21 protein-coding genes and 2 tRNA genes are annotated in these 21916 nt (G+C 65.1%); 14 read left to right on the forward strand and 9 right to left on the reverse strand.

The window, feature by feature from the left end:
* Positions 1 to 26: 26 nt before the first annotated feature.
* The 7 genes from BR71_RS09435 to BR71_RS22875 all read right to left on the reverse strand — a co-directional run bounded on the left by BR71_RS09435 (position 27) and on the right by BR71_RS22875 (position 6583).
* Positions 27 to 1085 carry a Gfo/Idh/MocA family protein gene (locus BR71_RS09435; protein WP_043636186.1) on the reverse strand — a complete coding sequence of 353 codons (1059 nt, stop codon included), beginning with the start codon at positions 1083 to 1085 and terminating at the stop codon, positions 27 to 29.
* Positions 1082 to 1666, reverse strand: a complete 585-nt coding sequence (locus BR71_RS09440; RefSeq protein WP_043636189.1) for a YdcF family protein — start codon at positions 1664 to 1666, stop codon at positions 1082 to 1084. The genes BR71_RS09435 and BR71_RS09440 overlap by 4 nt, the downstream gene beginning before the upstream one ends.
* Positions 1667 to 1669: 3 nt before the next feature.
* Complete coding sequence (locus BR71_RS09445; protein WP_043636371.1) at positions 1670 to 2974, reverse strand: nucleotide sugar dehydrogenase; 1305 nt, start codon at positions 2972 to 2974, stop codon at positions 1670 to 1672.
* A 350-nt stretch (positions 2975 to 3324) separates the two neighbouring features.
* A complete protein-coding gene (locus BR71_RS09450) occupies positions 3325 to 4125 on the reverse strand; it encodes a polyamine aminopropyltransferase (RefSeq protein ID WP_039755638.1) in 801 nt (266 codons plus the stop codon).
* Positions 4115 to 5092 carry a tRNA 2-thiocytidine(32) synthetase TtcA gene (gene ttcA / locus BR71_RS09455; protein WP_019102701.1) on the reverse strand — a complete coding sequence of 326 codons (978 nt, stop codon included), beginning with the start codon at positions 5090 to 5092 and terminating at the stop codon, positions 4115 to 4117. Before ttcA ends, BR71_RS09450 begins: the two co-directional genes overlap by 11 nt.
* A gap of 102 nt (positions 5093 to 5194) precedes the next feature.
* Positions 5195 to 5956, reverse strand: coding sequence for a pteridine reductase (locus BR71_RS09460; RefSeq protein WP_043636192.1), 762 nt, complete (start codon positions 5954 to 5956; stop codon positions 5195 to 5197).
* Between the two features lie 78 nt (positions 5957 to 6034).
* Positions 6035 to 6583 (reverse strand): hypothetical protein, encoded by a 549-nt coding sequence (locus BR71_RS22875; RefSeq protein WP_156038920.1) that lies wholly within the window; start codon positions 6581 to 6583, stop codon positions 6035 to 6037.
* A gap of 61 nt (positions 6584 to 6644) precedes the next feature.
* On the opposite strand from BR71_RS22875, the gene BR71_RS09470 reads away from it, so the two are divergent.
* The 4 genes from BR71_RS09470 (at position 6645) to BR71_RS22880 (ending at position 9138) form a co-directional block, all read left to right on the forward strand.
* Positions 6645 to 7796 (forward strand): class I SAM-dependent methyltransferase, encoded by a 1152-nt coding sequence (locus BR71_RS09470; protein WP_043636196.1) that lies wholly within the window; start codon positions 6645 to 6647, stop codon positions 7794 to 7796.
* A gap of 85 nt (positions 7797 to 7881) precedes the next feature.
* Positions 7882 to 7958: transfer RNA gene (locus BR71_RS09475), tRNA-Met, on the forward strand.
* A gap of 35 nt (positions 7959 to 7993) precedes the next feature.
* Positions 7994 to 8070: transfer RNA gene (locus BR71_RS09480), tRNA-Met, on the forward strand.
* Positions 8071 to 8304: 234 nt separating this feature from the next.
* Positions 8305 to 9138, forward strand: coding sequence for a substrate-binding periplasmic protein (locus BR71_RS22880; RefSeq protein WP_052370456.1), 834 nt, complete (start codon positions 8305 to 8307; stop codon positions 9136 to 9138).
* Positions 9139 to 9154: 16 nt separating this feature from the next.
* Here the strand turns inward: BR71_RS22880 and recC are convergent, their stop codons facing one another.
* The gene (gene recC, locus BR71_RS09490; protein ID WP_043636199.1) at positions 9155 to 12364 is read right to left on the reverse strand and encodes an exodeoxyribonuclease V subunit gamma; all 3210 of its coding nucleotides are present in this window, start codon (positions 12362 to 12364) and stop codon (positions 9155 to 9157) included.
* 212 nt (positions 12365 to 12576) lie between these two features.
* On the opposite strand from recC, the gene BR71_RS22885 reads away from it, so the two are divergent.
* From BR71_RS22885 to BR71_RS22890, 10 genes are all read left to right on the forward strand, one after another.
* On the forward strand, positions 12577 to 13008 hold the full coding sequence (locus tag BR71_RS22885) for a type IV pilin protein (RefSeq protein ID WP_019102695.1): 432 nt from the start codon (positions 12577 to 12579) through the stop codon (positions 13006 to 13008).
* Positions 13002 to 13505, forward strand: a complete 504-nt coding sequence (locus BR71_RS09500; protein ID WP_043636203.1) for a prepilin-type N-terminal cleavage/methylation domain-containing protein — start codon at positions 13002 to 13004, stop codon at positions 13503 to 13505. The genes BR71_RS22885 and BR71_RS09500 overlap by 7 nt, the downstream gene beginning before the upstream one ends.
* A complete protein-coding gene (locus BR71_RS09505) occupies positions 13495 to 13884 on the forward strand; it encodes a hypothetical protein (protein ID WP_043636208.1) in 390 nt (129 codons plus the stop codon). Before BR71_RS09500 ends, BR71_RS09505 begins: the two co-directional genes overlap by 11 nt.
* Complete coding sequence (locus BR71_RS09510) at positions 13877 to 14572, forward strand: hypothetical protein (protein ID WP_043636211.1); 696 nt, start codon at positions 13877 to 13879, stop codon at positions 14570 to 14572. The genes BR71_RS09505 and BR71_RS09510 overlap by 8 nt, the downstream gene beginning before the upstream one ends.
* Complete coding sequence (locus tag BR71_RS09515) at positions 14569 to 16569, forward strand: hypothetical protein (RefSeq protein ID WP_043636215.1); 2001 nt, start codon at positions 14569 to 14571, stop codon at positions 16567 to 16569. Before BR71_RS09510 ends, BR71_RS09515 begins: the two co-directional genes overlap by 4 nt.
* 80 nt (positions 16570 to 16649) lie before the next feature.
* Positions 16650 to 17036 (forward strand): SirB2 family protein, encoded by a 387-nt coding sequence (locus BR71_RS09520; RefSeq protein ID WP_043636220.1) that lies wholly within the window; start codon positions 16650 to 16652, stop codon positions 17034 to 17036.
* Positions 17037 to 17129: 93 nt separating this feature from the next.
* Positions 17130 to 18146, forward strand: coding sequence for a ubiquinone anaerobic biosynthesis protein UbiU (gene ubiU / locus BR71_RS09525; RefSeq protein ID WP_019102351.1), 1017 nt, complete (start codon positions 17130 to 17132; stop codon positions 18144 to 18146).
* A 25-nt stretch (positions 18147 to 18171) separates the two neighbouring features.
* Positions 18172 to 19101 carry a U32 family peptidase gene (locus BR71_RS09530; RefSeq protein ID WP_043636224.1) on the forward strand — a complete coding sequence of 310 codons (930 nt, stop codon included), beginning with the start codon at positions 18172 to 18174 and terminating at the stop codon, positions 19099 to 19101.
* Positions 19088 to 19522, forward strand: a complete 435-nt coding sequence (gene ubiT, locus BR71_RS09535) for a ubiquinone anaerobic biosynthesis accessory factor UbiT (protein ID WP_043636228.1) — start codon at positions 19088 to 19090, stop codon at positions 19520 to 19522. The genes BR71_RS09530 and ubiT overlap by 14 nt, the downstream gene beginning before the upstream one ends.
* 252 nt (positions 19523 to 19774) lie before the next feature.
* Complete coding sequence (locus BR71_RS22890) at positions 19775 to 20533, forward strand: GGDEF domain-containing protein (RefSeq protein ID WP_019102348.1); 759 nt, start codon at positions 19775 to 19777, stop codon at positions 20531 to 20533.
* 1 nt (position 20534) lies between these two features.
* Here BR71_RS22890 and BR71_RS09545 read toward each other — a convergent pair whose 3' ends face one another.
* Complete coding sequence (locus BR71_RS09545) at positions 20535 to 21827, reverse strand: NAD(P)/FAD-dependent oxidoreductase (protein WP_043636231.1); 1293 nt, start codon at positions 21825 to 21827, stop codon at positions 20535 to 20537.
* Positions 21828 to 21916: the final 89 nt, after the last annotated feature.

Below are 21916 nucleotides of genomic sequence, written 5' to 3' on the forward strand. Positions count from 1 at the left end.
AGGCAAGGGCCGGCCGAAAACCGCCATCAATAATCCAAAGGCAGGCTGACACGGCGGCCGTCGCGCGCGGACAGGTACATCGCGATAAGCAGCTCAAGCGACTTCAAGCCTTCGCGGCCGTCCGTCTCCGGCTCGGCTTCGCCGCGCATGGTCTTGATCACATTGTCGTAGTACAAGGGGTGGCCGAAACCGTAAACGCTGGTGGTGGCGTAGCTTGCCTGCTTGATGTCTTCGTCCATCTCATGCGGCTCGGCAAACTCCCAATGCTGGATTTCATTGACCGCCATGCCGCCGACGCGCACCGAGCCCTTCTCGCCCAGAATGGTGATGCTGCCTTCCAGGTTCTTCGGGTAGGTCAGCATGGTCACGTTCATGCTGCCCAGCGCGCCGCTGCGCCATTTGACGCTGACGGTCCCGGTGTCTTCCACCTCGATATTGCGCGCCAGCGTCGCGGTGTAAGCCTGCACGCTTTCCACCGGGCCGATCAGCCAGTCCAGCAGATCCACGTAATGACTGGCCTGGTTCATGAAGGCGCCGCCGTCGAACTCCCAAGTGCCGCGCCAGCCGGCCGCGTCGTAGTACTCCTGCGGACGGGTCCAGAACACATTGACGTTGACCATGTAGATACGGCCGAAGCGCTTCTCCTGCATCGCACGCTTCAATAGCTGCAAGGTGGCGTTGCGACGGTTTTGCTTGACTACGAACAGATGCTTGTTGGCGCGGTCGGCGGCCTTGACCATTTCCAGGCCGTCTTCCCATCGGGTCGCCATCGGCTTTTCCGTCATCACGTGGAAACCGGCCTCAGAGCAGGCGATGCTCTGGCTCGGATGCAAGCCGGAGGGCGTGGTCAGGATAACGATGTCCGCGTCGGTCTTGCCCAGCATGTCGGCCAGGCTGGCGTGGCCGCGCGCGCCGGTGCGCTCCACCGCCGCCTTCAAAGCGGCCGGGTCGATATCGCAGACATCCACCAGTTCGGCGCGGTCGGCGTGCTTTTCCAGCGCGCCGAAGTGGTTCTGGGCAATGCGGCCGCAGCCCACCAGCGCAAAGCGGATCTTGCGATCGGTAATCGGAGGGGTAACTATCATTTGAAAGTCCAGTAACGCACTGAATACACCAGTGTCTTCACATATTCGGACAGCACCGCGCCGGCTTCGTTGACTGCCAGCGTATGGTACAGATCATTGCCGGGGTAGACGAAATGCATGCCCCAGCTCACTTCCGGCCACACCTGGCGGAAAGTGGTCAAAGCGCGCGCGGAATGGTACCAAGAGGTCACCAACAGCGCCCGCTTCGGCTGGAACGCCTGCAGCGAAACCCTAGTCTGCTCGGCATTCTGGAAGGTGTTACGCGACACGCACTCATAAGCGATGCGCGGTGCCGGCACGCCGGCCATCACTAGCCGATTGACGATCAGCTTGCAATCGCCTTCGCCACTGACGAAGACCCGCGGCGCCACGCCGCGATGATACAGTTCGGCGGCGCCGATCACGCGCTGGCCGCTCTCGCCGCCCAGCACCACGATCCAGTCAGCCTTGGCAAGCGGCGCCTCCACGGGCAACCAGTTCTTGGAATAGCGCAGCAACGGCAGCGCGACGACGCCTGCCAACAGCGCGCACAGCCCCAGCCAGGCCAGGACCGCCCCCAAACGCGGATAGCGCCGCCACATGGATCAGGCCTTGACGATATTGTCAGCCGGTTCCAGATACTTGCCGCGGCTGTCCACCACCAGTTGCGCATGTGCCTTGATCTGCGCGTAGTCGAACTTGTCGTGGTCGGTGGCCAGCAGCACGCAATCGTAGCTGGCGATGGCCGCATCGCTCAGCGCCACGCTGGACAGTTCGAAATGATGCTCGCGCATCTTGGGGAAGACCGGCACGTGCGGATCGCTGTAAGCCACTTCCGCGCCCAGATCGCGCAGCTTCTCCATCAGGAACACCGACGGGCTTTCGCGCATATCGTCGACGTTCTTCTTATAGGCGATGCCCAGCACCAGCACGCGGCTGCCGTTGATGGACTTCTTGCGCAGGTTCAGCGCTGCCGCCACTTTGGACACCACGTAGTCGGGCATATTGCTGTTCACTTCGCCGGCCAGCTCGATGAAACGGGTATTCACGCCATATTCGCGCGCTTTCCAGGTCAGATAGAACGGGTCGATCGGGATGCAATGGCCTCCCAGGCCCGGACCCGGATAGTAGGGCACGAAGCCGAAAGGCTTGGTGGCCGCGGCGCGGATTACTTCGTGGATGTCGATGCCCATCTTGTCGGCCACGATCTTCATCTCGTTGACCAGACCGATGTTCACTGCGCGGTGGATATTTTCCAGCAGCTTGGTCATTTCCGCGGCGCGGGTGGAGGACACCGGCACCACCTTGTCGATCACCGCGCCATACAGCGCCACGCCGATTTCCTGGCAGGCGGGGGTCACGCCGCCGCAGACCTTGGGAATAGTGCGGGTGGTGAAGTCCGGATTGCCCGGATCTTCGCGCTCCGGCGAGAACACCAGAAAGGCGTTTTCGCCCACCTTCAAACCGCGCGATTCCATGCGCGGCAACAGTTCTTCGTCGGTGGTGCCCGGATAAGTGGTGGACTCCAGCGACACCAGGTGGCCTTCGCGCAGATAGGGCACCAGGCTGTCTATGGTGTTCAGCACGAAGGACAGATCCGGCTCGCGGTATTTGTTCAACGGCGTCGGCACGCACAAAATCAGCGTGTCGGCTTCGCCCGCGCGGGAGAAGTCGGTGGTGGCTTCGAAGCCGCGGCTCAGCGCGGTGGCGATGCTGTCCGCGCCGATGTGTTCAATATAGCTTTGGCCCGCCATCAGGGCGTCCACCTTGCCCTGGTCGATATCGAAGCCCAGCACTTTGTAGCCGACTTCGGCGAAGCGCAGCATCAGCGGCAGGCCCACATAGCCCAGGCCCACAATGCCGATGACGGCGGATTTATCTGCAATCCGATTGAGCAGTTGCTGCTTGATCACGGTGTAAGTCCCAACAGTATGTAAATACGATAGCGGCGGATCCGACGACATTCACGGCAAGCGGCGCGGAAGCGAAACCGCCCGCGCCGCGCCTGCCCTAAACTGTCCGATCCACCGCCATAAAGTTCATTCAACGGCAAGCCAGCTTGCCGCCTTCCGTTTCTGTCTGTACTGATCTGCCTCAGAAACCGCTCAAGCGGATTCTCTTCGCAGCTGAGGCGAGGGTGCAAACCGTCCCGCAAACACCCTTGGCCGCAGTTAACCGCCCGCTGACGGCATGTATGCCGGCATTATACGCCGCTTACCCACAGCCATTGAGTAAGCAAATGTACGCCGGGCGACATCGTTCAAATCAGCAGATGGCCCGCTGTGTGCTGATTAGTCAACTTCAAGCGATTGACGAACTCTCCGAACTCCAAACCGAAACGGCACTCCATCCGGTCGGCCCGCTCCTTCAAGGCCTCCCATTGAGTCAGCGTCGGGCTCTGACGGAAAGCCATGACCGCCACATTGCCATGACTGGCGGAAGGCAACTCCAGCACCCTGCCCTCGAACACATTGAGCAAACGTTCAACGAAGCTTTGATAGCGCTTGTCGCCGCTCCACCAATTGGTGACGAACACTCCCTTGGGACTCAAGGCGCGCTTGCAGTCCTCAAAGAAGTCCTCGGTGGTCAACTCGTCAACAATCTGCAAGCCATCGAAACCATCCACCAGGATGGCATCGGTGGAACCGCGGAAAATTTTCACGTAGTCCGCGCCGTCGGCCTCGATGATCTCGAAAAAGTCGCCTTCCTCCGGCAGCTGGAAAAAAGCCCGCGCCACCGCGATCACCTGAGGGTTGATATCCACCGCCACGCTGACCGTGTCCGGCAGATATTCATCGATGAAGCGCGCCAGCGAACCACCGCCCAGCCCAATCTGCAAAATGTGCTGCGGTTCGTCGTTCCACAACAGGAAACCCATCATCGCCCGGCTATACGACAACACCAGTTCGGCGGGGTCATCCAGATCCATAGAACTCTGTATGGTTTCCGAACCCAGATGCAGCGAGCGGATATTGCCGGCCTCCGATATCTCCACCTCCGGCATTTCATCCACAGCGGCGCGCACGCGGCGGCGGAACGGATGCAAGGCCCTACGCGCCACAGCCGGAGCCCTCGCCCGCTGGATTACGCGAATCCAGAATGCTGATGGTGCGCTTCTTCGGGGCTGCTTCGGCCTCGTCGTCCCTAGGCGGCGGCGGATCGCGGAATTCTTCCTTGTCGAAAGCAGTGTCGCCGCCTTCGAACGGCGCGTCGCCGGTCTTCAGGCCGGCAAAGTCGAACAACGCGGTGTCGGCCAAGTGGGACGGCACCACATTTTGCAGCGAGCGGAACATGCTCTCCAGCCGGCCGGGGAAGCGACGGTCCCAGTCGTTGACCATTTCCTTGACCACTTGGCGCTGCAGATTGGGCTGCGAGCCGCACAGATTGCATGGAATGATGGGGAATTCGCGCAGCGCGGCGTAGCGTTCAATATCCTTCTCGCGGCAATAAGCCAGCGGGCGGATCACCATGTGGCGACCATCGTCGGACACCAGTTTGGGCGGCATGGATTTCAGCTTGCCGCCGTAGAACATATTCAGGAACAGAGTGTGCAGGATGTCGTCGCGGTGATGACCCAGCGCGATCTTGGTCGCGCCCAATTCGTCGGCCACGCGGTAGAGAATGCCGCGGCGCAGCCGCGAACACAGGCTGCAAGTGGTCTTGCCTTCGGGCACCAGCCGCTTGACGATGGAATAGGTATCTTCTTCGACGATGCGGTACTCCACGCCGATGGAGTCCAGATATTCCGGCAGCACATGCTCGGGGAAGCCCGGCTGTTTCTGGTCCAGATTGACCGCCACGATGGAGAAATCGATAGGCGCGGACTTCTGCAAGCCGCGCAGAATGTCCAGCAAGGTATAGCTGTCCTTGCCCCCGGACAGGCAGACCATCACGCGGTCGCCCTCTTCTATCATATTGAAGTCATTGATGGCGTCACCCACATGGTGGCGCAGGCGCTTGGCCAGTTTATTGCCTTCAAACACGGCCTTTTTGGCCTTGTCGTCGAGGACGCTACTTGCTTCGGACATGGAGTACGGCTAAGAAATTGAAAAACAGGCGATTTTACTGTTTTTCCGCGGCGAAATCCATGACGACGAATATGGCGCGGGCGCGGCCGATCCCTCCCGCGCCTACAACACCACGCTGCGGCCGCCGTCCACCGCCAGAATCTGGCCAGTGACGTAGCCGGCGTCCAACAACAAGAAGGCCACCGCCTGAGCGATGTCTTCCGGCACCCCGGTGCGGCGCAAGGGAATACTGGCCTCTATCGCCGCGCGCTCCGCCGCATCGAAAGACGCGTCATCCTCCGGCCACAGATTCACCCCGGGCGAGACGCCGTTGACCCGCACCGACGGCGCCAGCTCTATCGCCAGGCTGCGAATCAGCTGGGCATGACCAGCCTTGGCCAGGTTGTAGACCACATGCCGAGCCATTGGCCGCTCCACATGGATATCGGCGATGCCGACGATGGCCCCGCGACGCTTGGCCAGCTCGGGAGCCAGCGCCTGGGACAGGAATAATGGCGCCTTCAAATTGCTGCCCATCAGATCATGCCAGGCCGCCTCGTCGATCCGGCCCACCTCAGTGGGGAAGAAACTGGATGCATTGTTGACCAGACCGTCCAGCCGCCCAAATGCCGCCACCGCCCGCGCCGCCAGCGCCGGCAAGGCCGCCGTGTCCAGCAAATCCCCCTGCAGCAGCCGCGCGGAGTCCGGCCGCGCCGCGTTCAACTCCGCCGCCAAGGCCTCCGCCTCGCCGCGCGAACCGCGATAGTGCAACACCACCCGCAGGCCGCGCGCATGCAAATGGCGGGCGATGCCCGCGCCCACGCGCCGCGCCGCGCCGCTGATCAGCGCCACTCTCTGTTCCCCTGTCGTCCCCTGACCCGCCATTCCCGCTCCTCTGAATCTCCGCCTGCAGCCGCAGGCTCCCATACACGCGTTGCGCCGCGATGACGCCGGCCGCAACGCCTACTTCTTGCCCATGCAAGGCAGGGCCACCGCCAGAGCCGCCTCGCTGGACGGCGGCAGCGTGAAGCGCGCCTCCAACTTGCCGTGCTTGCGGCTAGCTCCGTCTATCGTCACCAACAACTCCTTGTGCGTGGCGGACTGCCAGGCGAAGAATTCACCCTGCGACGGCCACTCGAAGACAAAGCGCCCGTCCGCCTCGTACCAACCCGCGAAGTGGCTGTCCGTGCCGCGGCGCAAACCCGCCATGTCCAGCTTGAGCTTGCGGCGCTCGCCCAGGCCGCCCGGCCCCTCGAACGGGCGCACGTCCCAACCGCCCAGTTGGTCGGACACATGCAGCGACATCCGCAGCGGCGGGCTGTCGGCTCGGCAGGCCAGCTCCAGCATCACTGGAAAACGACTGCGCCCCACCGTCGCCTCGCCGTCCAGGCTGGCCACCTGCAAGGGGTTGTCGGGATACGGCTTGCTCACCGTCCACTGCGGCGCCGCCAGCGCCGGTCCCAGCATCAGGCCGCCGGCGCAGCCGGCCATCCAACGGTAAAATAGCGTCACCCTCTTCTCCTGTCCGCCAGTTTCCACCACAATCGCGGCACATTGTAGCAGGATGCCCGCCATGACCACCTTACCCGCAGCCAGCGCCGACGCGCTGGCCATCAGCCAACGCCTCGTCCACGCCATCCAGGCGGAAATCCGCCAGCGCGGCGGCTGGATGCCGTTCTCCCGCTACATGGAACTGGCGCTGTACGCGCCCGGCCTTGGCTACTACGCCGCCGGCAGCCGTAAACTGGGCGCGGCCGGCGACTTCACCACCGCGCCGGAAATGAGCGCCTTGTTCGGCCGCGCGCTGGCGCGCCAGCTAGCGGAGCTGCTGCCGCAAACCGCCAACATTCTCTACGAATTCGGCGCCGGCACCGGCAAACTCGCCATCGACATCCTCAGCGAACTGCAAGCGCTGGACGCGCTGCCGGAACGCTATTGCATCGTCGACCTGTCCCCGGACCTGATCGAGCGCCAGCAACATAATATCCGCCAAGCTCTGCCCCATCTGGCCGAGCGCGTGCAGTGGCTGGACCAGTTGCCGGAGCAGTTGGACGGCGTGATCATCGGCAACGAAGTGCTGGACGCCATGCCCTGCGAGCTGATCCACTGGACCCCCGAACCACAACAGCGCGGCGTGGCGCTGGACGGCGAACGCTTCATCTGGGCGGACCGCGCCATCGAGGACCCGCAACTACTGCAACTGGCCCAGGCCATCGAGCCGCGTCACAACGACTATCTGTCGGAAATCAGCCCGGCCAATATCGGTTTCATCCACACCCTGGCGCAGAAGCTGGCGCGCGGCGCCGTGCTGCTGCTGGATTACGGTTTCCCCGCCGCCGAGTACTATCACCCGCAGCGCCATATGGGCACACTGATAGGCCATTACCGCCACCATACCGTGGACGATCCCTTCTTCCTTCCCGGCCTGATGGACCTGACCTGCCACGTTGATTTCAGCGCGGCGGCCCAAGCCGGCATAGACGCCGGCCTGGACCTGATCGGCTACACCACCCAAGCCCAGTTCCTGATCAACGCCGGCATCACTCAATTACTGGAGCAACTGGACCCGGCAGACGCCGCCGGTTATCTGCCGCATGCCGCAGCGGTCCAAAAACTACTATCTCCGTCGGAAATGGGCGAGCTGTTCAAAGCCATAGGCTTCGGCAAGGGCGTGAGCATAGACTGGAGCGGGTTTCTGCGCGGCGATCGCTGCTACACACTGTGAGACGGCCGCCGCGAGAATCTTGTTGACAGCCGGCTTTCGGCTGCGTATATTTCGCGTCTCGGTGCACTCGTGCATCGAAAAACGTGGCGAATTAGCTCAGTCGGTTAGAGCGACGGAATCATAATCCGCAGGTCCGGGGTTCGAGTCCCTGATTCGCCACCACAGTTTGCGAAGAATTGTTTTCGACAAGTCTTCATGGCGAATTAGCTCAGTCGGTTAGAGCGACGGAATCATAATCCGCAGGTCCGGGGTTCGAGTCCCTGATTCGCCACCAAAATGAAAAGGGTCAGCGCAAGCTGACCCTTTTCGCATTTCCGCCGCCCTCCGCCTCCCCGCCCAGAGCCGCACCTCGCAGAGAACCTCCCACACAGTACAAGTCGCACCCTCAGGAAGCGCAACGCAGGGTCAGGGGTGTTATGAGCGAGCCTTATCCACAGGCTGAAGCGAGAGCGTCAAGTTATCCCCAACCGCCCAGCTATAGTGAAGCATTTCCCGCTGGAGCCTAGCCATGCGCCGCCTGCAAGCCGGAACTCTCCGCGCCGCTGTCCACGGATTGATCTGCGCCGCGGCGCTATGCGTCGGCCTGGCTCAGGCCGCACCTCCGCTGACACCCAGCGTCTGCAGCCGGGAGTTGAGCGTAGGGTGGGACAGTTGGCCCCCATACCACTACCTGTCCGCGCGCCAACAGCTGGACGGCTACTCCGTCGCCGTGCTCAACGAAGCCGCTCGCCGGACCGGCTGCCGGCTCAACTATCAGCAGATGCCCTGGCCGCGGACCTTGCTGAGCCTGAAAAACGGATTGGTGGACCTGGCGATGGAAGCGCTGAAAACGCCGGAGCGCGAGTCTTTCGCCCGCTTCGTCTGGGCTTACAGCCCCACCACCGTGCGTTTGTGGGGCCTGCGCAGCCGCGTCGCGCAATGGCCGACGCACCGGCTGGAGGACCTGGGCAAGCACGGCAAGCTCATCCTCGGCGTCACCCGCGGCGATAGCTACGGGACGAATATAGACGCTTGGCTGAAACAGCCGCCGCCCACGGTCAGCGTGGATATCGGGCCGACTCTGGACATCAATGTCCAAAAACTGCGGGCCAAGCGGCTAGACCTGTTGCTGGCCAATAGCGCCACCATGCGCGCAGCGCTGCAGGCCCAGGCTACGGAACCGGAGGTCGTGCCGCTCGCTCCAGTCTGGAATACCGGAGGCGCTTATTTCATCTTCAGCAAAAGCAGCGTGCCGCGGCCGGTGGTGGAGGCCTTTCAGCAGGCCTTGACCAGCATGCGGCGGGACGGGGCGATCCAGGCCCTGTACCAGCAGCACTTCGAAGCGCCGTATCCGGAGGAATAAACCGGCGTCTGCCGCCTCAATCCTCGCCGCCGCCCTGCAGCCGTTCCGCCAGCGGCAGCAGCAGTGTTTCCGCCAATTGGGCGAACAGAGGGTCGTCCAGCGGCTGCTGATTGCGAAAGGCCAATGCGATCGCGGCCTCGTCCTTTTGCGCCATGCCGCCTTCGCGAACAAAGCTTGGATCCCACTTCTCCAGCGCCTTCTGCATCGCCTTGTCGCGCCGCTCCGGCTCCGCCGCCAAGGTCTCGGCGTAAGCCCAACTGGTGCGGCCGAACCAAGGCAAGGGCTGATCCTGGCCCTGGCGCCAGCGCGCCAGCCACGGCTCCAGCAAGGCCAGAGCCTCCGGCTCGTCCTCCAGCAGCAGGCTGCCGGTGTCGTCGTAGCAGACGGTGCGGCAAGCCACGCCAGGCGGCCGCGCCGCGCACAGAATCAGGTGGCTCAGCCACAGGGCCACGCGCTGGGCGGCGTTGATCTTGCCGACGACAAAGTCCAGCTGACCTTCGGGACGCAATCCGGTGAGCTCGCCCACCAGGGTGAGACCGGCCGCGTGCAGATGGACCGGCTGCGGCGGCAGAACGTCCCGGCTCAGAGCGGCCGGCAGCCGCGCCGCCAGCTTGACGCTGGAACGCGCCTCCTCCACCAGCCAGGCCCGGCCCAACGCGGCCGGGGGCAAGAGGCCGGCGGCGGCGACGCGCTCTCGCACCGGCGCTTGCGGACGGCGGTGCAACATGGCGTCCACCAGTTGCCTGCGCACCGCCTGGCTGGCGTCTCCGTCCACGGCAAAGGGCTCGCGCACCGGCAATTCCTCGTCGCCGCCAAACAGACGGATGGCAAGCCGGTCCGCGAGCCAAGCGCGCACCGGATTGCGCCAGAAGCGGATGAAGTCATGCAGATTGACCACGCCGCTGAGCGCAGCCGGCGGCAAAGCGCCGGCGAAGGAGCGTGGCGCGGCCTCCGGCTGCGACAAGGCCGCCGCGAAGGTGGGCTCGAAACTGGCCAGCCGCGGATCCGCGCCGTCGTAGGCGGCGGGCGAAAATGGCTGCAGCGGATGGCGCACCGTCAACGTCCGGCCGAGATCCTGGCCGCACATGGCGGAGAAGCAGTCCAGCAACTCGGCGATCAGCGGCGACGGCGGCAGGGTCTCTCCGCTGCGGGCGGACTGCCCCACATAGGACAAATACAGTTTTTCGCGCGCGGAGAGGATGGCCTCCAGAAACAGATAGCGGTCGTCGAAGCGGCGCGAGCGGTCGCCGCGGCGCGGATGGCGCGCCACCAGATCAAAGCTGACCGGGCGTTCGTCGCGCGGGTAAGCGCCGTCGTTCATGCCGATCAGACACAGCACGCGGAAGGGAATGGAGCGCATCGGCACCATCGCGCAGAAGGTGACGCCGCCGGAAAGAAAGCCCAGCGGAGAGGCCAGCGTGAGCTTGCGCTTGAGCCAATCCCGCACCACCGGCAAGCCCACCTGCTTTTCAAAACCGGCCAGCTCCGCGTCCTCCGCCAATTCCGCCAGCGCGCCACGCAGTACTTCCAGCGCTTTCTCGTCGTCAGCGTCGGCGTCGAACAAACGCTCGCAAGCCTGCTGCATCCTCTCAGCCCACCGCGCCGGGCTGGCCGGGAGCGCCCACTCCTCCGCCGTGCATTCCAGTTCGCGGTAGCAAGCGGCGAAACGCCCCAGCGCTTCCGCCAGCTGGCCCTGAGCGCTGCTGTGCGGCAGCAGGCCGGCGTACAGACCGCTGTCGTCTCCGGCCAAGGCCGGCGGCAACACCGCGCCCAGCAACAGCCGGTCCAAACCCCAGCGCCAGGTAAACAAGGGGTCCGCCGGCAAGCCCAGCGCCGCCTTGTGCGCGGCGTCCCGCCCCCAGCGAATGCCAGCTTCACGCGCCCATTGACGCACAAAGGGCACGTCGGCGTCGTCCAAACCAAAGCGGCGCAGCAGCGCCGGCGCATCCAGCAAGGCCAACACCTGATCGGCGGCGAAGCGGGAGTCCGCCAGATCCAGCAAGGCGGCGTAGCTGGCCAGCAACGGCTCTTCCCGCGCGATGCGGCGGTCGGCGATGCTATAAGGGATATCCGGCGCCGCGTCCTCCTGCGGACGGGCGCCGAATACGGCGTCGATATAGGGCGCGTAACTATTGATGTCCGGTGTCAGCACCGCCACGTCGGCGGGATTGAGCCCCGGGTCGTCGCGGAACATCGCCAGCAAGCGGTCTTTCAGCACCTCCAATTCGCGCATCGGCCCGTGGGCGGCGTGGATCTGCACCGAATCGTCATCCGCCGCCAGCGGTCGCGGCGCGTCCTTGGGGTCGTTCAATTGCAGGATGTCGCGTTGCAGCCGCGCCAGCAGCGCATCGCCGCGCGGTACCTCGAACAAGGGACGCGCGTCCAACTCGCTGTCTTCGGCGATCAACTCGAAAAAGTCTCGCCCCTGCTTGCCCAAGGAGGCCAATAAGGGATGGCCCTCGGTGGCGAACAAATCGCCCTTTTGCCTCAGCTTGAGCTTGCGGCGTGCGTCGACGATGTCGCCCCAATACGCCTCGCAGGGGTTGAGGGTGAACAGGCAGACGTCGGTGAGTTGGGACAGCCGCTTGACCAGGGCCAGATACATGGGCGCCAGGCTGGCGATGCCGAACAGCGTCACGCGTTCCGGCAGGTGCTCGGCCTTCAGTTCAGCGAAGAATTCATCCAGCATGCGCACGCGATGGCGGCTGGAGTCGCTGTCTGCCAGCCGCCGCCACAGCGCGGCCTGCCAGGCTTCGTCCTCGCCCAAGCCCTGCAACTGGCCGGCTTCCCAGGCGCGGATCCAATCCGGCCGAAACACCAGATATTGGTCGAAGATGTCCGCCACTTTGCCGGCCAGTTCGAAACAGGCCGCCTCGCCCCCCTCAAGATAACGCGACAACGCGAGAAAAGGCTCGCCCTCCAAGGTTGGCAGCAGCTCCATCAGCCTCCAGCTCAGCACTTCCGGCGCAAACGAGGACTTGCGCGGCAGCTCCGGCATCACCCGCTGCATCAGCCGCCAAGCGAAGGCCGCCGGCAACACGAAGTCCAGATTAGCGGCCACGCCGTTGCTGCGCGCCAGGTCCAGCGTGATCCAGCGCCCCATTCCGCGGCTCTGTACGATCACGGTTTCCGGCGCGAACGGGTCGGACAGCGGCAAGCTCTGGCTCATTCCGCAAAAAAGCTGGCCCAATTGCTCCAAGCGGTTGGACTGGTAAAGAAGCAGCATGAGGGAATCGACGGGTGGTGAAATCAGGCCAAGTGTAGCATCCGCGCCCCGGATCGGCCGCATGCGCCGCGCGCGGCAGATTATGCCGCGCCCCTGTTCATCGTGAGCGGCTAGCCCCTCAATTGGATACTTACAAAGCATATTGATGCCAATCAATACCAATATAAATCCAATGCCGCTAAAATATGACATTTATTTAACGAGGCGATGTCGTGAGCGCGTCCGTCCGGCCTCAAGGCCATTCCGGCTTCACCCTGATCGAGATGATGGTAGTGGCCGCCATCGTCGGCATCCTGCTCTTGGTGGCGGTGCCGTCCTACCAGCGCCATGTGCAGGCGGCCAAGGCCAATACCGCCAAGAGCGACCTGATGGCCTTGAGCCTGGCCTTGGAAAACCACAAACTGCTGCACTTGGCTTATCCCGCCGCCAGCGCGGACAGCGCCAGCGCCATCCGCGCCGCGCTGGGCAACAACAGCTGGCAACCCGCTCAAACGGAATTCAACTACGGTTACCAACCGCAGAGCGGCAGCTTCCTGCTCACCGCCAGCGGCGTCGGTCCGCAGCTGTCCGGCTGCGTGCTGAAACTCAGCGGCGCCGATCACAGCGCCAACACCAGCACCTCCGCGTGCCAGACCCAATGGTGACCCCTCCCCGCCGCCAGCGCGGCCTGACCCTGATGGAATTGTGCGCGACGCTGGCGCTGATCGGCCTGTTGGCCCTGCTAAGCGTGCCGCTGGCGCAAGGCTGGAGCGACGCCCACAAGCTGGCGCTGGCGCGCAGCCAGTTGGCGCGGGCCTACGCCCAAACCCAGGCCGCGGCTCTGAGCAACCCGCAGGCGGCGCCGCCGGACCAAGCGGCCGCGGTATTGATGTCCAGCGCCGAAGGCCAGCTGTGCGTATTCGCCGGCGCGCCGGCCAGCGGCACCCAGGGCGAACGCTGCCGCGGCGCGGCGCTGTGGCGCGCCGCCGCGCCGCGCCCGGTGACGCTGGGGACAAGTTGCCTGACGACGCCCGCCGCGCAATGCCTGGCCTTGAACAACCAGGGCCAGCCGCTGACGACGCAAGCGGCCGGCGTTGTCTGCGGCACACGGCCCGCCTACTGCATTCGCGGGACTCAACAGGAACTCAGCGGTGACTTATAAGGCGCAAAGCGGCATCAGCCTGCTGGAAAGCCTGATCGCCATGTTGCTGCTGATGCTGACCGGCCTGGGCATTGTTTTTGTCAATGCGCGCAGTCTGGGCAGCCAACAGCAACTGCAACAGCACGCGCTGACCCTGAGCAAGGCGCGGGAACAATTGCAACAAGGCGGCCTGCCCTGCGACAGCGCCGGCAACTGGCCGCTGGCCAGCGGCGTCAACGCCACCGCGCGGCTGGCCTGCCGTTCCGCGCCCGCGGTGACCTTGCGCGGACAAGCGCAAAACGGCGGCGCCGAGATCTCCGCCAAGGCCGCCCTGCGCGGCCAGACCTTGCAGCTGCAAGACGCGGCATCGTCCACTCTCACCCTGAGCAATCATGAATAAACGCGCCTCTGGCTTTAGCCTGCTGGAGCTGCTGATCGGCATGCTGCTGGCGCTGATCACCACCCTGGCGATGCTGACCCTGTATCGACAGACCGCGCGCAGCGTGTTCGACCCGGACCAAGGCAGCGCCAAGCTGGCGCAGCGGGACAGCCAGCTGATGGCGGCCTTGCTTAGCGTGCAGCAGCAGGCCCAGGAAGCCGGCTTCGGCGCCGGCGGCGGCCGCGAGCAGAACCTGCTATTGCTGTCGATAAGCGATTTGCGCCTGAACGCCGACGGCGCCGTCACCGCGCTCAGCGCCGCGCCGGCGGCCTCCGGCAGCGGCAACGCCGCGGTGTGGCGCTACCGCCCGCAGCTGGACGCCGGCGCTTACGCCTGCCGCGGCGTGGCCCGGCTGGGCGAAGCCGGCCAGAACAGCGTCGTGTACCAGCTGCAAGCCGACGACTGCGCCGTCATCTCAGACGCTCTAAGCCAGCCTTCGCAATGGCGGGCGCGGGCGCTGACCGGCCCGCTGCCGCCGCGCCATAGGCTCAACATGGCTTTGCGGCTGGGGCAGCCCTGCTGGCCCTATGCGGCGGCAACGGCGGCGAGCCAGACCTTTCCCCAGCTGCTGCTCAATTACGACAACACACAGCAAGGCGAGAGCCGCAGCTTCGCCAGTTGCCTGACTAATCTGGCGGCCCCCTCATGAAGGCTCGCTCCCTCCCGCCGCGCCGGCAACGCGGCGTCGCCGCGGTGCTGATGGTGCTGCTCACCGGCATGGCCCTGACCGCGCTGGCCCTGGGCGGCATGCACCACCTGCGCGGCCAGCAGGAACTGACCCGCTCCTTGCGCGGCAATAGCGAAGCGCAGTGGCGCGCCTGGACCGGCGCGGAACTGGTACGGCAATACCTGTCGGCGCTGACGCCGGCGCAACTGAAGGCGCTGGAACAGGACGGCGCCGCGCTGAGCCTGGACCGCGCCAGCTTGCCGCTTGCAAGCCAGGGGCTGGCCGACGCCCTTCAGATCAAACTGCTGCCGGCGCCGCGCGCCGGCGGCGCCGTGGTCGACGACGACAAAGCGGCGGCCTGGATCACCGCTCGCAGCGGCGACGCCACGGTGACGCTGGAGGTGGTTTACCAATTAAACGGCGCGCCGCCGCCTCCGACCGCCAACGCCGCGGCGCAAATCCGCGGCGGCCTGTCCACCAGCGGCAATATTGTGGTCACCGGCGCCAAAGACGCGCTGCTGCAAGTGGAGGGCGCGGTGGACACCAGCGGCAGCCTGACCGGCGTCAGCGCGATCCAGGCCACCGGCGACATCCTGTTCCAGGGCAATCCGGCCCGCGGCGACGGCCAGGCCCCGCTCAGCCTGTGGAGCAACGGCGACATCCGCGTCAACAGCGGCCAGTTTCTGACGCTGAAAGCGCGCGGCAACATCACCATGGGCAATGGCAGCGATGTGGAAACCGCCGCCGCCAACGGCGCGGTCAGCAGCAGCGGCGAGCGGGTGGGCCGGCTGACGGCCATCGGCGACGTGACGTTGGCCGGCAACGTCGCCATTTCCGCGCAATTGCTGAGCCAGGGGGATGTGCGCTCCAGCAGCGGCAACCGGCTGAACGCGCTACGCGCCCAGGGCCTGCTGGACACCCGCGGCAACGCCAACATCGACGACGGCATCATTGGCGGCGCTTTCACCCACAACGGCGCGCAGATCTTCGACGCCGCCGGCCAGTCGCGCCAAGCGCCGCCGAACACCATGCGGGTGCGCCACCAAGCCGGCTTGAAAGTGCCGCTGGAGCCCGTGCCGGAATTCCGCCTCGGCGCCACCCGCATCAATGCCAACGATTACCGCGACGCCGCCAACCTCATCGTCTACTGGGACCCGGCGGACCGCTCCGCCGACGCGCTGCAGCGCATCCGGATCCGGCTGCAACACGTCGCCGGCGTGCCGGACGGCGCGGTCTACCGCCTGGGCCGGCAGCGGGCCGAGGACTGGCAGCGCAATGATCTGTGTCCAGCCTTGCAGGCCGACGGCAGGCGCTGCGCGACGGTGACCGGCCAGCCGGTTTTGCGTCTGTGCGAAAGCGATGCGGAAAGCTGCCTCGCCGGCAGCAACGCGCAGCAATGGCTGCTGCGCCTCAAACCGCCGCTGGGCATGCTGCCCGGCGTGGTGCTGTTCGAAGGCAATCTGTCGCTGTACGGCCGGCTGGACAACACCCTCCTTGCCACCGGCCACATCGAAACCAGCAGCAATGTCGAACTGTGGAGCCTGCGCCAGGCCGGCGCGGCGCGCGTATGCCGCAGCGCGGACTTCCCGGGCGTCTATCCGCTGAACCATTGCGGCGCGGACCGGAATTCGCTGCGCGAATCCCCTCTGCTCGGCATCGCCTTGCTGGCCGGCGGCTACGATGCGGCCCAAGCTTTCAGCGGCGGCAAGATCAAGCTGGGCGCCAGCAATCGGATACACGGCGCGGTGCTGGCCGGCGACACGCTGGACACCGCCGGCAGCACGCATATCTACGGCCCTGTCAGCGCGGCGCTGCAAAGCCGGCCGCCCGGCGCTCCGCCGCCGAACCGGCCACTGAACAGCCTGGGCGCGGAAACCGTGATCGACATCAGCGGTCAGAACGGTTTGCCGGGCGACGGCGGCGGCACGCCGAACCCGCAAACGGGCGCGGCGCGGGTATTATGGGCGCGCTATCGTTAAGCGCGCTCAAGCCCTAAAGCTTGCCCAAGGTTTCACCAAGCGCAGCGGACATTCAACAGGTTTTTAACTTCCGGACGCCTATGTATCCTTATCTGATCGTCAAACACGCCCACATGGGCTTCGCCTATCTGTCGATTCTCTTGTTCGCCGTGCGCGGCGGCCTGATGCTGGGCGGCAAACAGCACCTCCTGGCGCTAAAGCCGGTGCGCATCCTGCCCCACGTCATCGACACCCTGCTGCTGGGCTGTGCCATTGCGCTGGTGGTCATGGGCGGCTGGCCCATCCTGCAAAGCCCGTGGCTGCTGGCCAAGGTCGTGGGCCTGGTGCTCTACGTGGCGCTAGGCACCATCGCGCTGCGCCGCGGCAAAACGCCGCAAACCCGGCTGATCGCCTTCCTCTGCGCGCTGGCCGCGGTGTTCTACATCGTGCTGGTGGCCAAGACCAAGATGGTGGTGCCCTTCTTCTGACTCTTCAGGCGCCCCGCCTGCGCTTGACCCAGAACAAGGCCCCGCGACGCGGGGCTTGTTATCGTCGGCGGGTTTTAAACCGGACCGACCAAGATGGCTCTGCACACATCCCTGCCCGAGCTGGTCTGCCCCGCCGGCAGCCTGCCGGCGCTCAAGGCCGCGGTGGACAACGGCGCCGACACCGTTTACCTGGGCCTGAAAAACCAGACCAACGCCCGCAATTTCGCCGGGCTGAATTTCGACGACGCCAGCGCGCGCGAAGGCATCGCCTATGCGCATCGCCACGGTCGCAAAGTGCTGCTGGCGATCAACACCTTCGCCCAAGGCGCAGACGCCGGCCGCTGGCGCGCGGCGGTGGACCAAGGCGCGGCCCTGGGCGCCGACGCGCTGATCCTGGCCGACCTGGGCCTGATGGCCTACGCCGCAGAACGCCACCCTGAATTGCGCCTGCACATGTCGGTGCAGAGCTCGGCCACTAATTACGAAGCCATCAATCTGGCGCGCGACATGTTCGGCATCCGCCGCGCCGTGCTCCCTCGGGTGCTGACCCTGGATCAAGTGCGCCACGTGATCGAACACACCGACGTCGAAATCGAAGTCTTCGGCTTCGGCAGCCTGTGCGTGATGGTGGAAGGCCGCTGTCAGCTGTCCAGCTACGCCACCGGCGAATCGCCCAACACACACGGGGTGTGCTCGCCGGCGAAATTCGTGCGCTGGGAACCGGACGAGCGGCGCATGAACGCCCGCCTCAACCACATCCTGATCGACAGCTACCGCGACGACGAACCCGCCGGCTACCCCACGCTGTGCAAGGGCCGCTTCCAGGTGCGCGACGAAACCTATTACGCGCTGGAAGAACCCACCAGCCTCAATGTGCTGGACATGCTGCCGCAAATCATCGCCAGCGGCGTGGCCGCCATCAAGGTGGAAGGCCGCCAGCGCAGCCCGGCCTACGTGGCTCAGGTGACGCGAGCGCTGCGCGAAGCGCTGGACGCCGCCGGCCGCGATGGTGCGCGCTTCCAGGCGCGCCCGGCCTGGCACCAGGCGCTGAACAAGGTGTCGGAAGGACAGCAACAGACGCTGGGCGCCTACAACCGGCCGTGGAAATGAGCGCCGCCCCCATGGAAAACCGACAATGACAACCCTCAATCTGCAATTGACGCTGGGGCCTGTGCTGTTCTTCTGGCCGCGCGACACCCTGCTGGACTTCTATGCCGCCGCCGCCGACTGGCCGCTGGACCGGATTTATCTGGGCGAAGTAGTGTGCTCGCGCCGCCAGCAGATGCGGCCGCAGGACTGGATCTCGCTAGCGCGCGACCTGGCCGCCGCCGGCAAACGCGTCACCCTCAGCTGTCAGGCGCTGCTGGAAAGCGAATCCGACCTGCGCCGCGCGCGCCAGCTGGCCGCCAACGGCGACATCGCGCTGGAAGCCAACGACCTGGGCGCGATCAAGCTGGCCCGCGAACACGGCCTGCCCTTCGTCGCCGGCCCGCACCTCAACATCTACAACGCCGACACCCTGAAGCTGATCCGCGACTGGGGCGCCGAACGCTGGATGCCGCCGGTGGAAATGGACCGCGCCACCTTGGCTCAACTGCTGGCCCGCTACGCCGAGATCGGCGCGCCGATCGCCACCGAGTTGTTCGCCTGGGGCAAGCTACCGCTGGCGCTCTCCGCGCGTTGCTTCACCGCCCGTCATTACAATCTGAGCAAGGACGACTGCCAGTTCCGCTGTCTGGAACACCCGGACGGACTGACCATGCGCACCCAGGACCAGCAGGACTTCCTCACCCTCAACGGCATCCAGACCCTGTCCGCCGGCTGCCATAGCCTGCTGCCGCATCTGCGCGGCCTGTCCGCCATCGGCGTTGACGCCGTGCGCGTCAGCCCGCAATCTCGCGCCACCGGCGACATCGTCGCCCTGTTCCGCCAAGCGCTGGACGGCGCCGATCCGGACGCGCTGCTGTCCGCCAGTAGCCGCCACGCCGACGCCGAACTGGTGGACGGCTATTGGCGCGGCCAGGCCGGCAACCAAGCCATAGGAGCCTCCCATGCGCATTCCTGATCTAGCCCTGCCCTCCGCCGCCGCGGCACTGCTGTCCCGGCTGCCGGCCGCGCCGCCGGCCTGGCTACTGGCCGCCAGCCTCAATCAACTGACCCGGCGCGGCGTGCTGCCCGCGGACATGGCGCTGTTGACCGGCCGCCGCTTCGCCATCCGCGTGCTGGACGCCGGCCTCACCCTGCGCTTCCGCGCCGACGAGCAAGGCTTCCGCCGCGACCAGGAAGACCACGCGCCGGATTTGCAGCTCTCCGCCACGCTGGCCGACTTCGCCCGGATGATGCTGCGCGAGGAAGACCCGGACACGCTGTTTTTTCACCGCAAACTGCTGATTGAAGGCGACACCGAGCTGGGGCTCATCGTCAAGAACCTGCTGGACAGCGTGGACTGGAGCGCCACGCCGCTGGGGCGCTTCATGGCCGTTTAATCACCTGTTAAACGTCTCGCGAGCAAAGGCGAAAACGAGCGAAAAAGCGGAATACACGAGTGGTGCATGAATGTTTTTAGCTTGTTTTCACGGCCGTATCGCCAACGCTCAGCAGTTCGTGAACAGGTGCTTATAACGTGTTGCCGGCGCGCACTCCTTGTGGCCGGGCCAAGTTTGGGCTAATCCGAAAAGAATCAACGCAATCTAACCGCCTCCCGGCGGCCTGCACTCATCGGAAACGGCCCAAGCCCCATGAAGCCACGCCTGTTCAGCCTCCGGCAGATCTTGCTCGACTTGGCCACCCTGCTCCTGGCCAATCTGCTGATATTCTGGCTGGCCCAGCGTTACCAGTGGCTGAACTCCGGCGACGTCAATGCGCAAACCATGGCGCTGGCGCTGCTGCTTTGCGTCAACCTGGCCGTATCGCTGGCGCTGTTCGCCTACCGCCGCGCCCGCGAATCCCACGCCATGCTGCAAGAGCTCAACACCATCGCCGGCCAAGACGCGGTCACCGGCCTGGCCAACCGTCGCCAGGCCAACACCATCCTGGAACGCGAAACCGAGCGCTCCTACCGTACCCGACGGCCCTTCTCCGTGCTGCTGTTGGACATCGACCACTTCAAGGACGTCAACGATAATTTCGGCCACCTGGCAGGCGACCAAGTGCTGGCCGCCTTTGGCCAACTACTGCAAAAACGCGCGCGCCAGTTGGACACGGTGGCGCGCTGGGGCGGCGACGAATTCCTGCTGATTTGCCCGGAAACCGAGCAGAGCGGGGCGATGGCGCTGGCCGATGATATCCGCCAGCGCTTGGCGCAGACCGAACTGCCGGCGGTGAACCGCCTGACCACCAGCATCGGCGTGGCCACCCAAACCCTGGACGACATGCCGGAGACCCTGCTGCACCGCGCCGACATGTATCTGTACGCGGCCAAGAACGCGGGCCGCAACCGCGTGGTGGGCGAAGCCGGCAGCGCCAACCGCGAGCGGCGCCTCGCCCCCGACGACTAACTCACAGCCCCAAGCGGTCCCTGAGCCCGTACCACCACGCTCCCATGGTCAGCATTGGCACGCGGAACGCGCGTCCGCCGGGGAAGGGATAGTGCGGCAGGCCGGCGAAACGATCAAAGCGCCGGCTGTCGCCGTCAATGGCCTCCGCCAGCAAACGCCCGGCCAGATGGGTGTAAGTCACGCCGTGGCCGCTGCACCCCTGCGAGTAATAGACATTGTCGCCAATGCGCCCGGCCTGCGGCAGCCGCGACAAGGTCAGCGAGAAATTGCCGGTCCACCCGAACTCGATCTTGTAATCCGCCAACTGCGGAAAGGTTTTCAACATTTTGGGGCGGATCAGCCGCTCCACCTCGCCCGGATCGCGCGCGCCGTACACGGTGCCGCCGCCGTACAACAGCCGGTTGTCGGCGGTCAGCCGGTAATAGTCCAACAGGAAATTACAATCCTCGACACAGTGGTCTCCCGGCAACAGGCTCTTGGCCAGCGCTTCCGGCAACCGTTCGGTCGTCAGCACCTGGGTGCCGCAAGGCAGACTCTTCTCCGCCAAAGCCGGCAATAAATCGCCCAGATAAGCGTTGCCGGCCACCACCAGAAAGCGGCAACCAACCTCGCCGCCGGCGGTCTCCACCCGCACCCGGCCGCCGGGATGAATCTTCAGCGCCGCGGACTGCTCGAAAATCCGCCCGCCAAGGGACTCCAGCGCCGCCGCTTCGCCCAGCGCCAGGTTCAAGGGGTGAATATGCCCGCCCCAATTGTCCAGCAAAGCGCCGACGTACTGATCCGACGCCACGATGCCCCGCATGCCCTCGCGATCCACCAACTGCAAACCGGTATGGCCGTAGCGCTCCCATAAACGCTTCTTCGCCGCCAGTTCATCCAACTGCTTCTGGGTGAAAGCGGCGAACACATTGCCGTTTTTCAGATCGCACTGGATGTTGTACTGCTCGATGCGCTCGCGAATGATGCGCCCGCCTTCGAACGCCATCGCGCCCAGCCCCTCGGCCGCCGCTTTGCCGTGCCGGCGCTCGATGACATCCATATCGCGACTGTAGCTGTTGACGATCTGGCCGCCATTGCGGCCCGATGCGCCCCAGCCCACCCGCGCCGCCTCCAGCACCGCCACCTGATAACCGCGCTCCGCCAAATGCAACGCCGCGGACAAGCCGGTGTAGCCGGCGCCGATCACGCAGACATCGACCTGCAAAGCCCCCTGCAAGGACGGGCGCTCCGGCGCCGGATTGGCCGATGCGGCGTAATAAGAGCGGGTATGTTCTTGTCGGGCCGGCGCGTTCATAGCTGTCTCCTTGGCAGAGCGAACGCGTGGCGTCCGTTCATGATTGGTATAAAAACACAATACACGCGCTCATTATATTTAACAACACC

The sequence above is a fragment of the Chromobacterium haemolyticum DSM 19808 genome, from assembly GCF_000711885.1.
GTDB lineage: Bacteria > Pseudomonadota > Gammaproteobacteria > Burkholderiales > Chromobacteriaceae > Chromobacterium > Chromobacterium haemolyticum.

Excerpts from the sequence above, each read along its gene's own strand:
- BR71_RS09470 (WP_043636196.1), top strand. The coding sequence starts at position 6,645 with ATGACCACCTTACCCGCAGCCAGCGCCGACGCGCTGGCCATCAGCCAA.
- BR71_RS09530 (WP_043636224.1), top strand. The coding sequence starts at position 18,172 with ATGACAACCCTCAATCTGCAATTGACGCTGGGGCCTGTGCTGTTCTTC.
- recC (WP_043636199.1), bottom strand. The coding sequence starts at position 12,364 with ATGCTGCTTCTTTACCAGTCCAACCGCTTGGAGCAATTGGGCCAGCTT.
- BR71_RS09515 (WP_043636215.1), top strand. The coding sequence starts at position 14,569 with ATGAAGGCTCGCTCCCTCCCGCCGCGCCGGCAACGCGGCGTCGCCGCG.
- BR71_RS09460 (WP_043636192.1), bottom strand. The coding sequence starts at position 5,956 with ATGGCGGGTCAGGGGACGACAGGGGAACAGAGAGTGGCGCTGATCAGC.
- BR71_RS09510 (WP_043636211.1), top strand. The coding sequence starts at position 13,877 with ATGAATAAACGCGCCTCTGGCTTTAGCCTGCTGGAGCTGCTGATCGGC.
- BR71_RS22890 (WP_019102348.1), top strand. The coding sequence starts at position 19,775 with ATGAAGCCACGCCTGTTCAGCCTCCGGCAGATCTTGCTCGACTTGGCC.
- ubiU (WP_019102351.1), top strand. The coding sequence starts at position 17,130 with ATGGCTCTGCACACATCCCTGCCCGAGCTGGTCTGCCCCGCCGGCAGC.
- ttcA (WP_019102701.1), bottom strand. The coding sequence starts at position 5,092 with ATGTCCGAAGCAAGTAGCGTCCTCGACGACAAGGCCAAAAAGGCCGTG.
- BR71_RS09545 (WP_043636231.1), bottom strand. The coding sequence starts at position 21,827 with ATGAACGCGCCGGCCCGACAAGAACATACCCGCTCTTATTACGCCGCA.
- ubiT (WP_043636228.1), top strand. The coding sequence starts at position 19,088 with ATGCGCATTCCTGATCTAGCCCTGCCCTCCGCCGCCGCGGCACTGCTG.
- BR71_RS09500 (WP_043636203.1), top strand. The coding sequence starts at position 13,002 with ATGGTGACCCCTCCCCGCCGCCAGCGCGGCCTGACCCTGATGGAATTG.
- BR71_RS09520 (WP_043636220.1), top strand. The coding sequence starts at position 16,650 with ATGTATCCTTATCTGATCGTCAAACACGCCCACATGGGCTTCGCCTAT.
- BR71_RS09440 (WP_043636189.1), bottom strand. The coding sequence starts at position 1,666 with ATGTGGCGGCGCTATCCGCGTTTGGGGGCGGTCCTGGCCTGGCTGGGG.
- BR71_RS22880 (WP_052370456.1), top strand. The coding sequence starts at position 8,305 with ATGCGCCGCCTGCAAGCCGGAACTCTCCGCGCCGCTGTCCACGGATTG.
- BR71_RS09435 (WP_043636186.1), bottom strand. The coding sequence starts at position 1,085 with ATGATAGTTACCCCTCCGATTACCGATCGCAAGATCCGCTTTGCGCTG.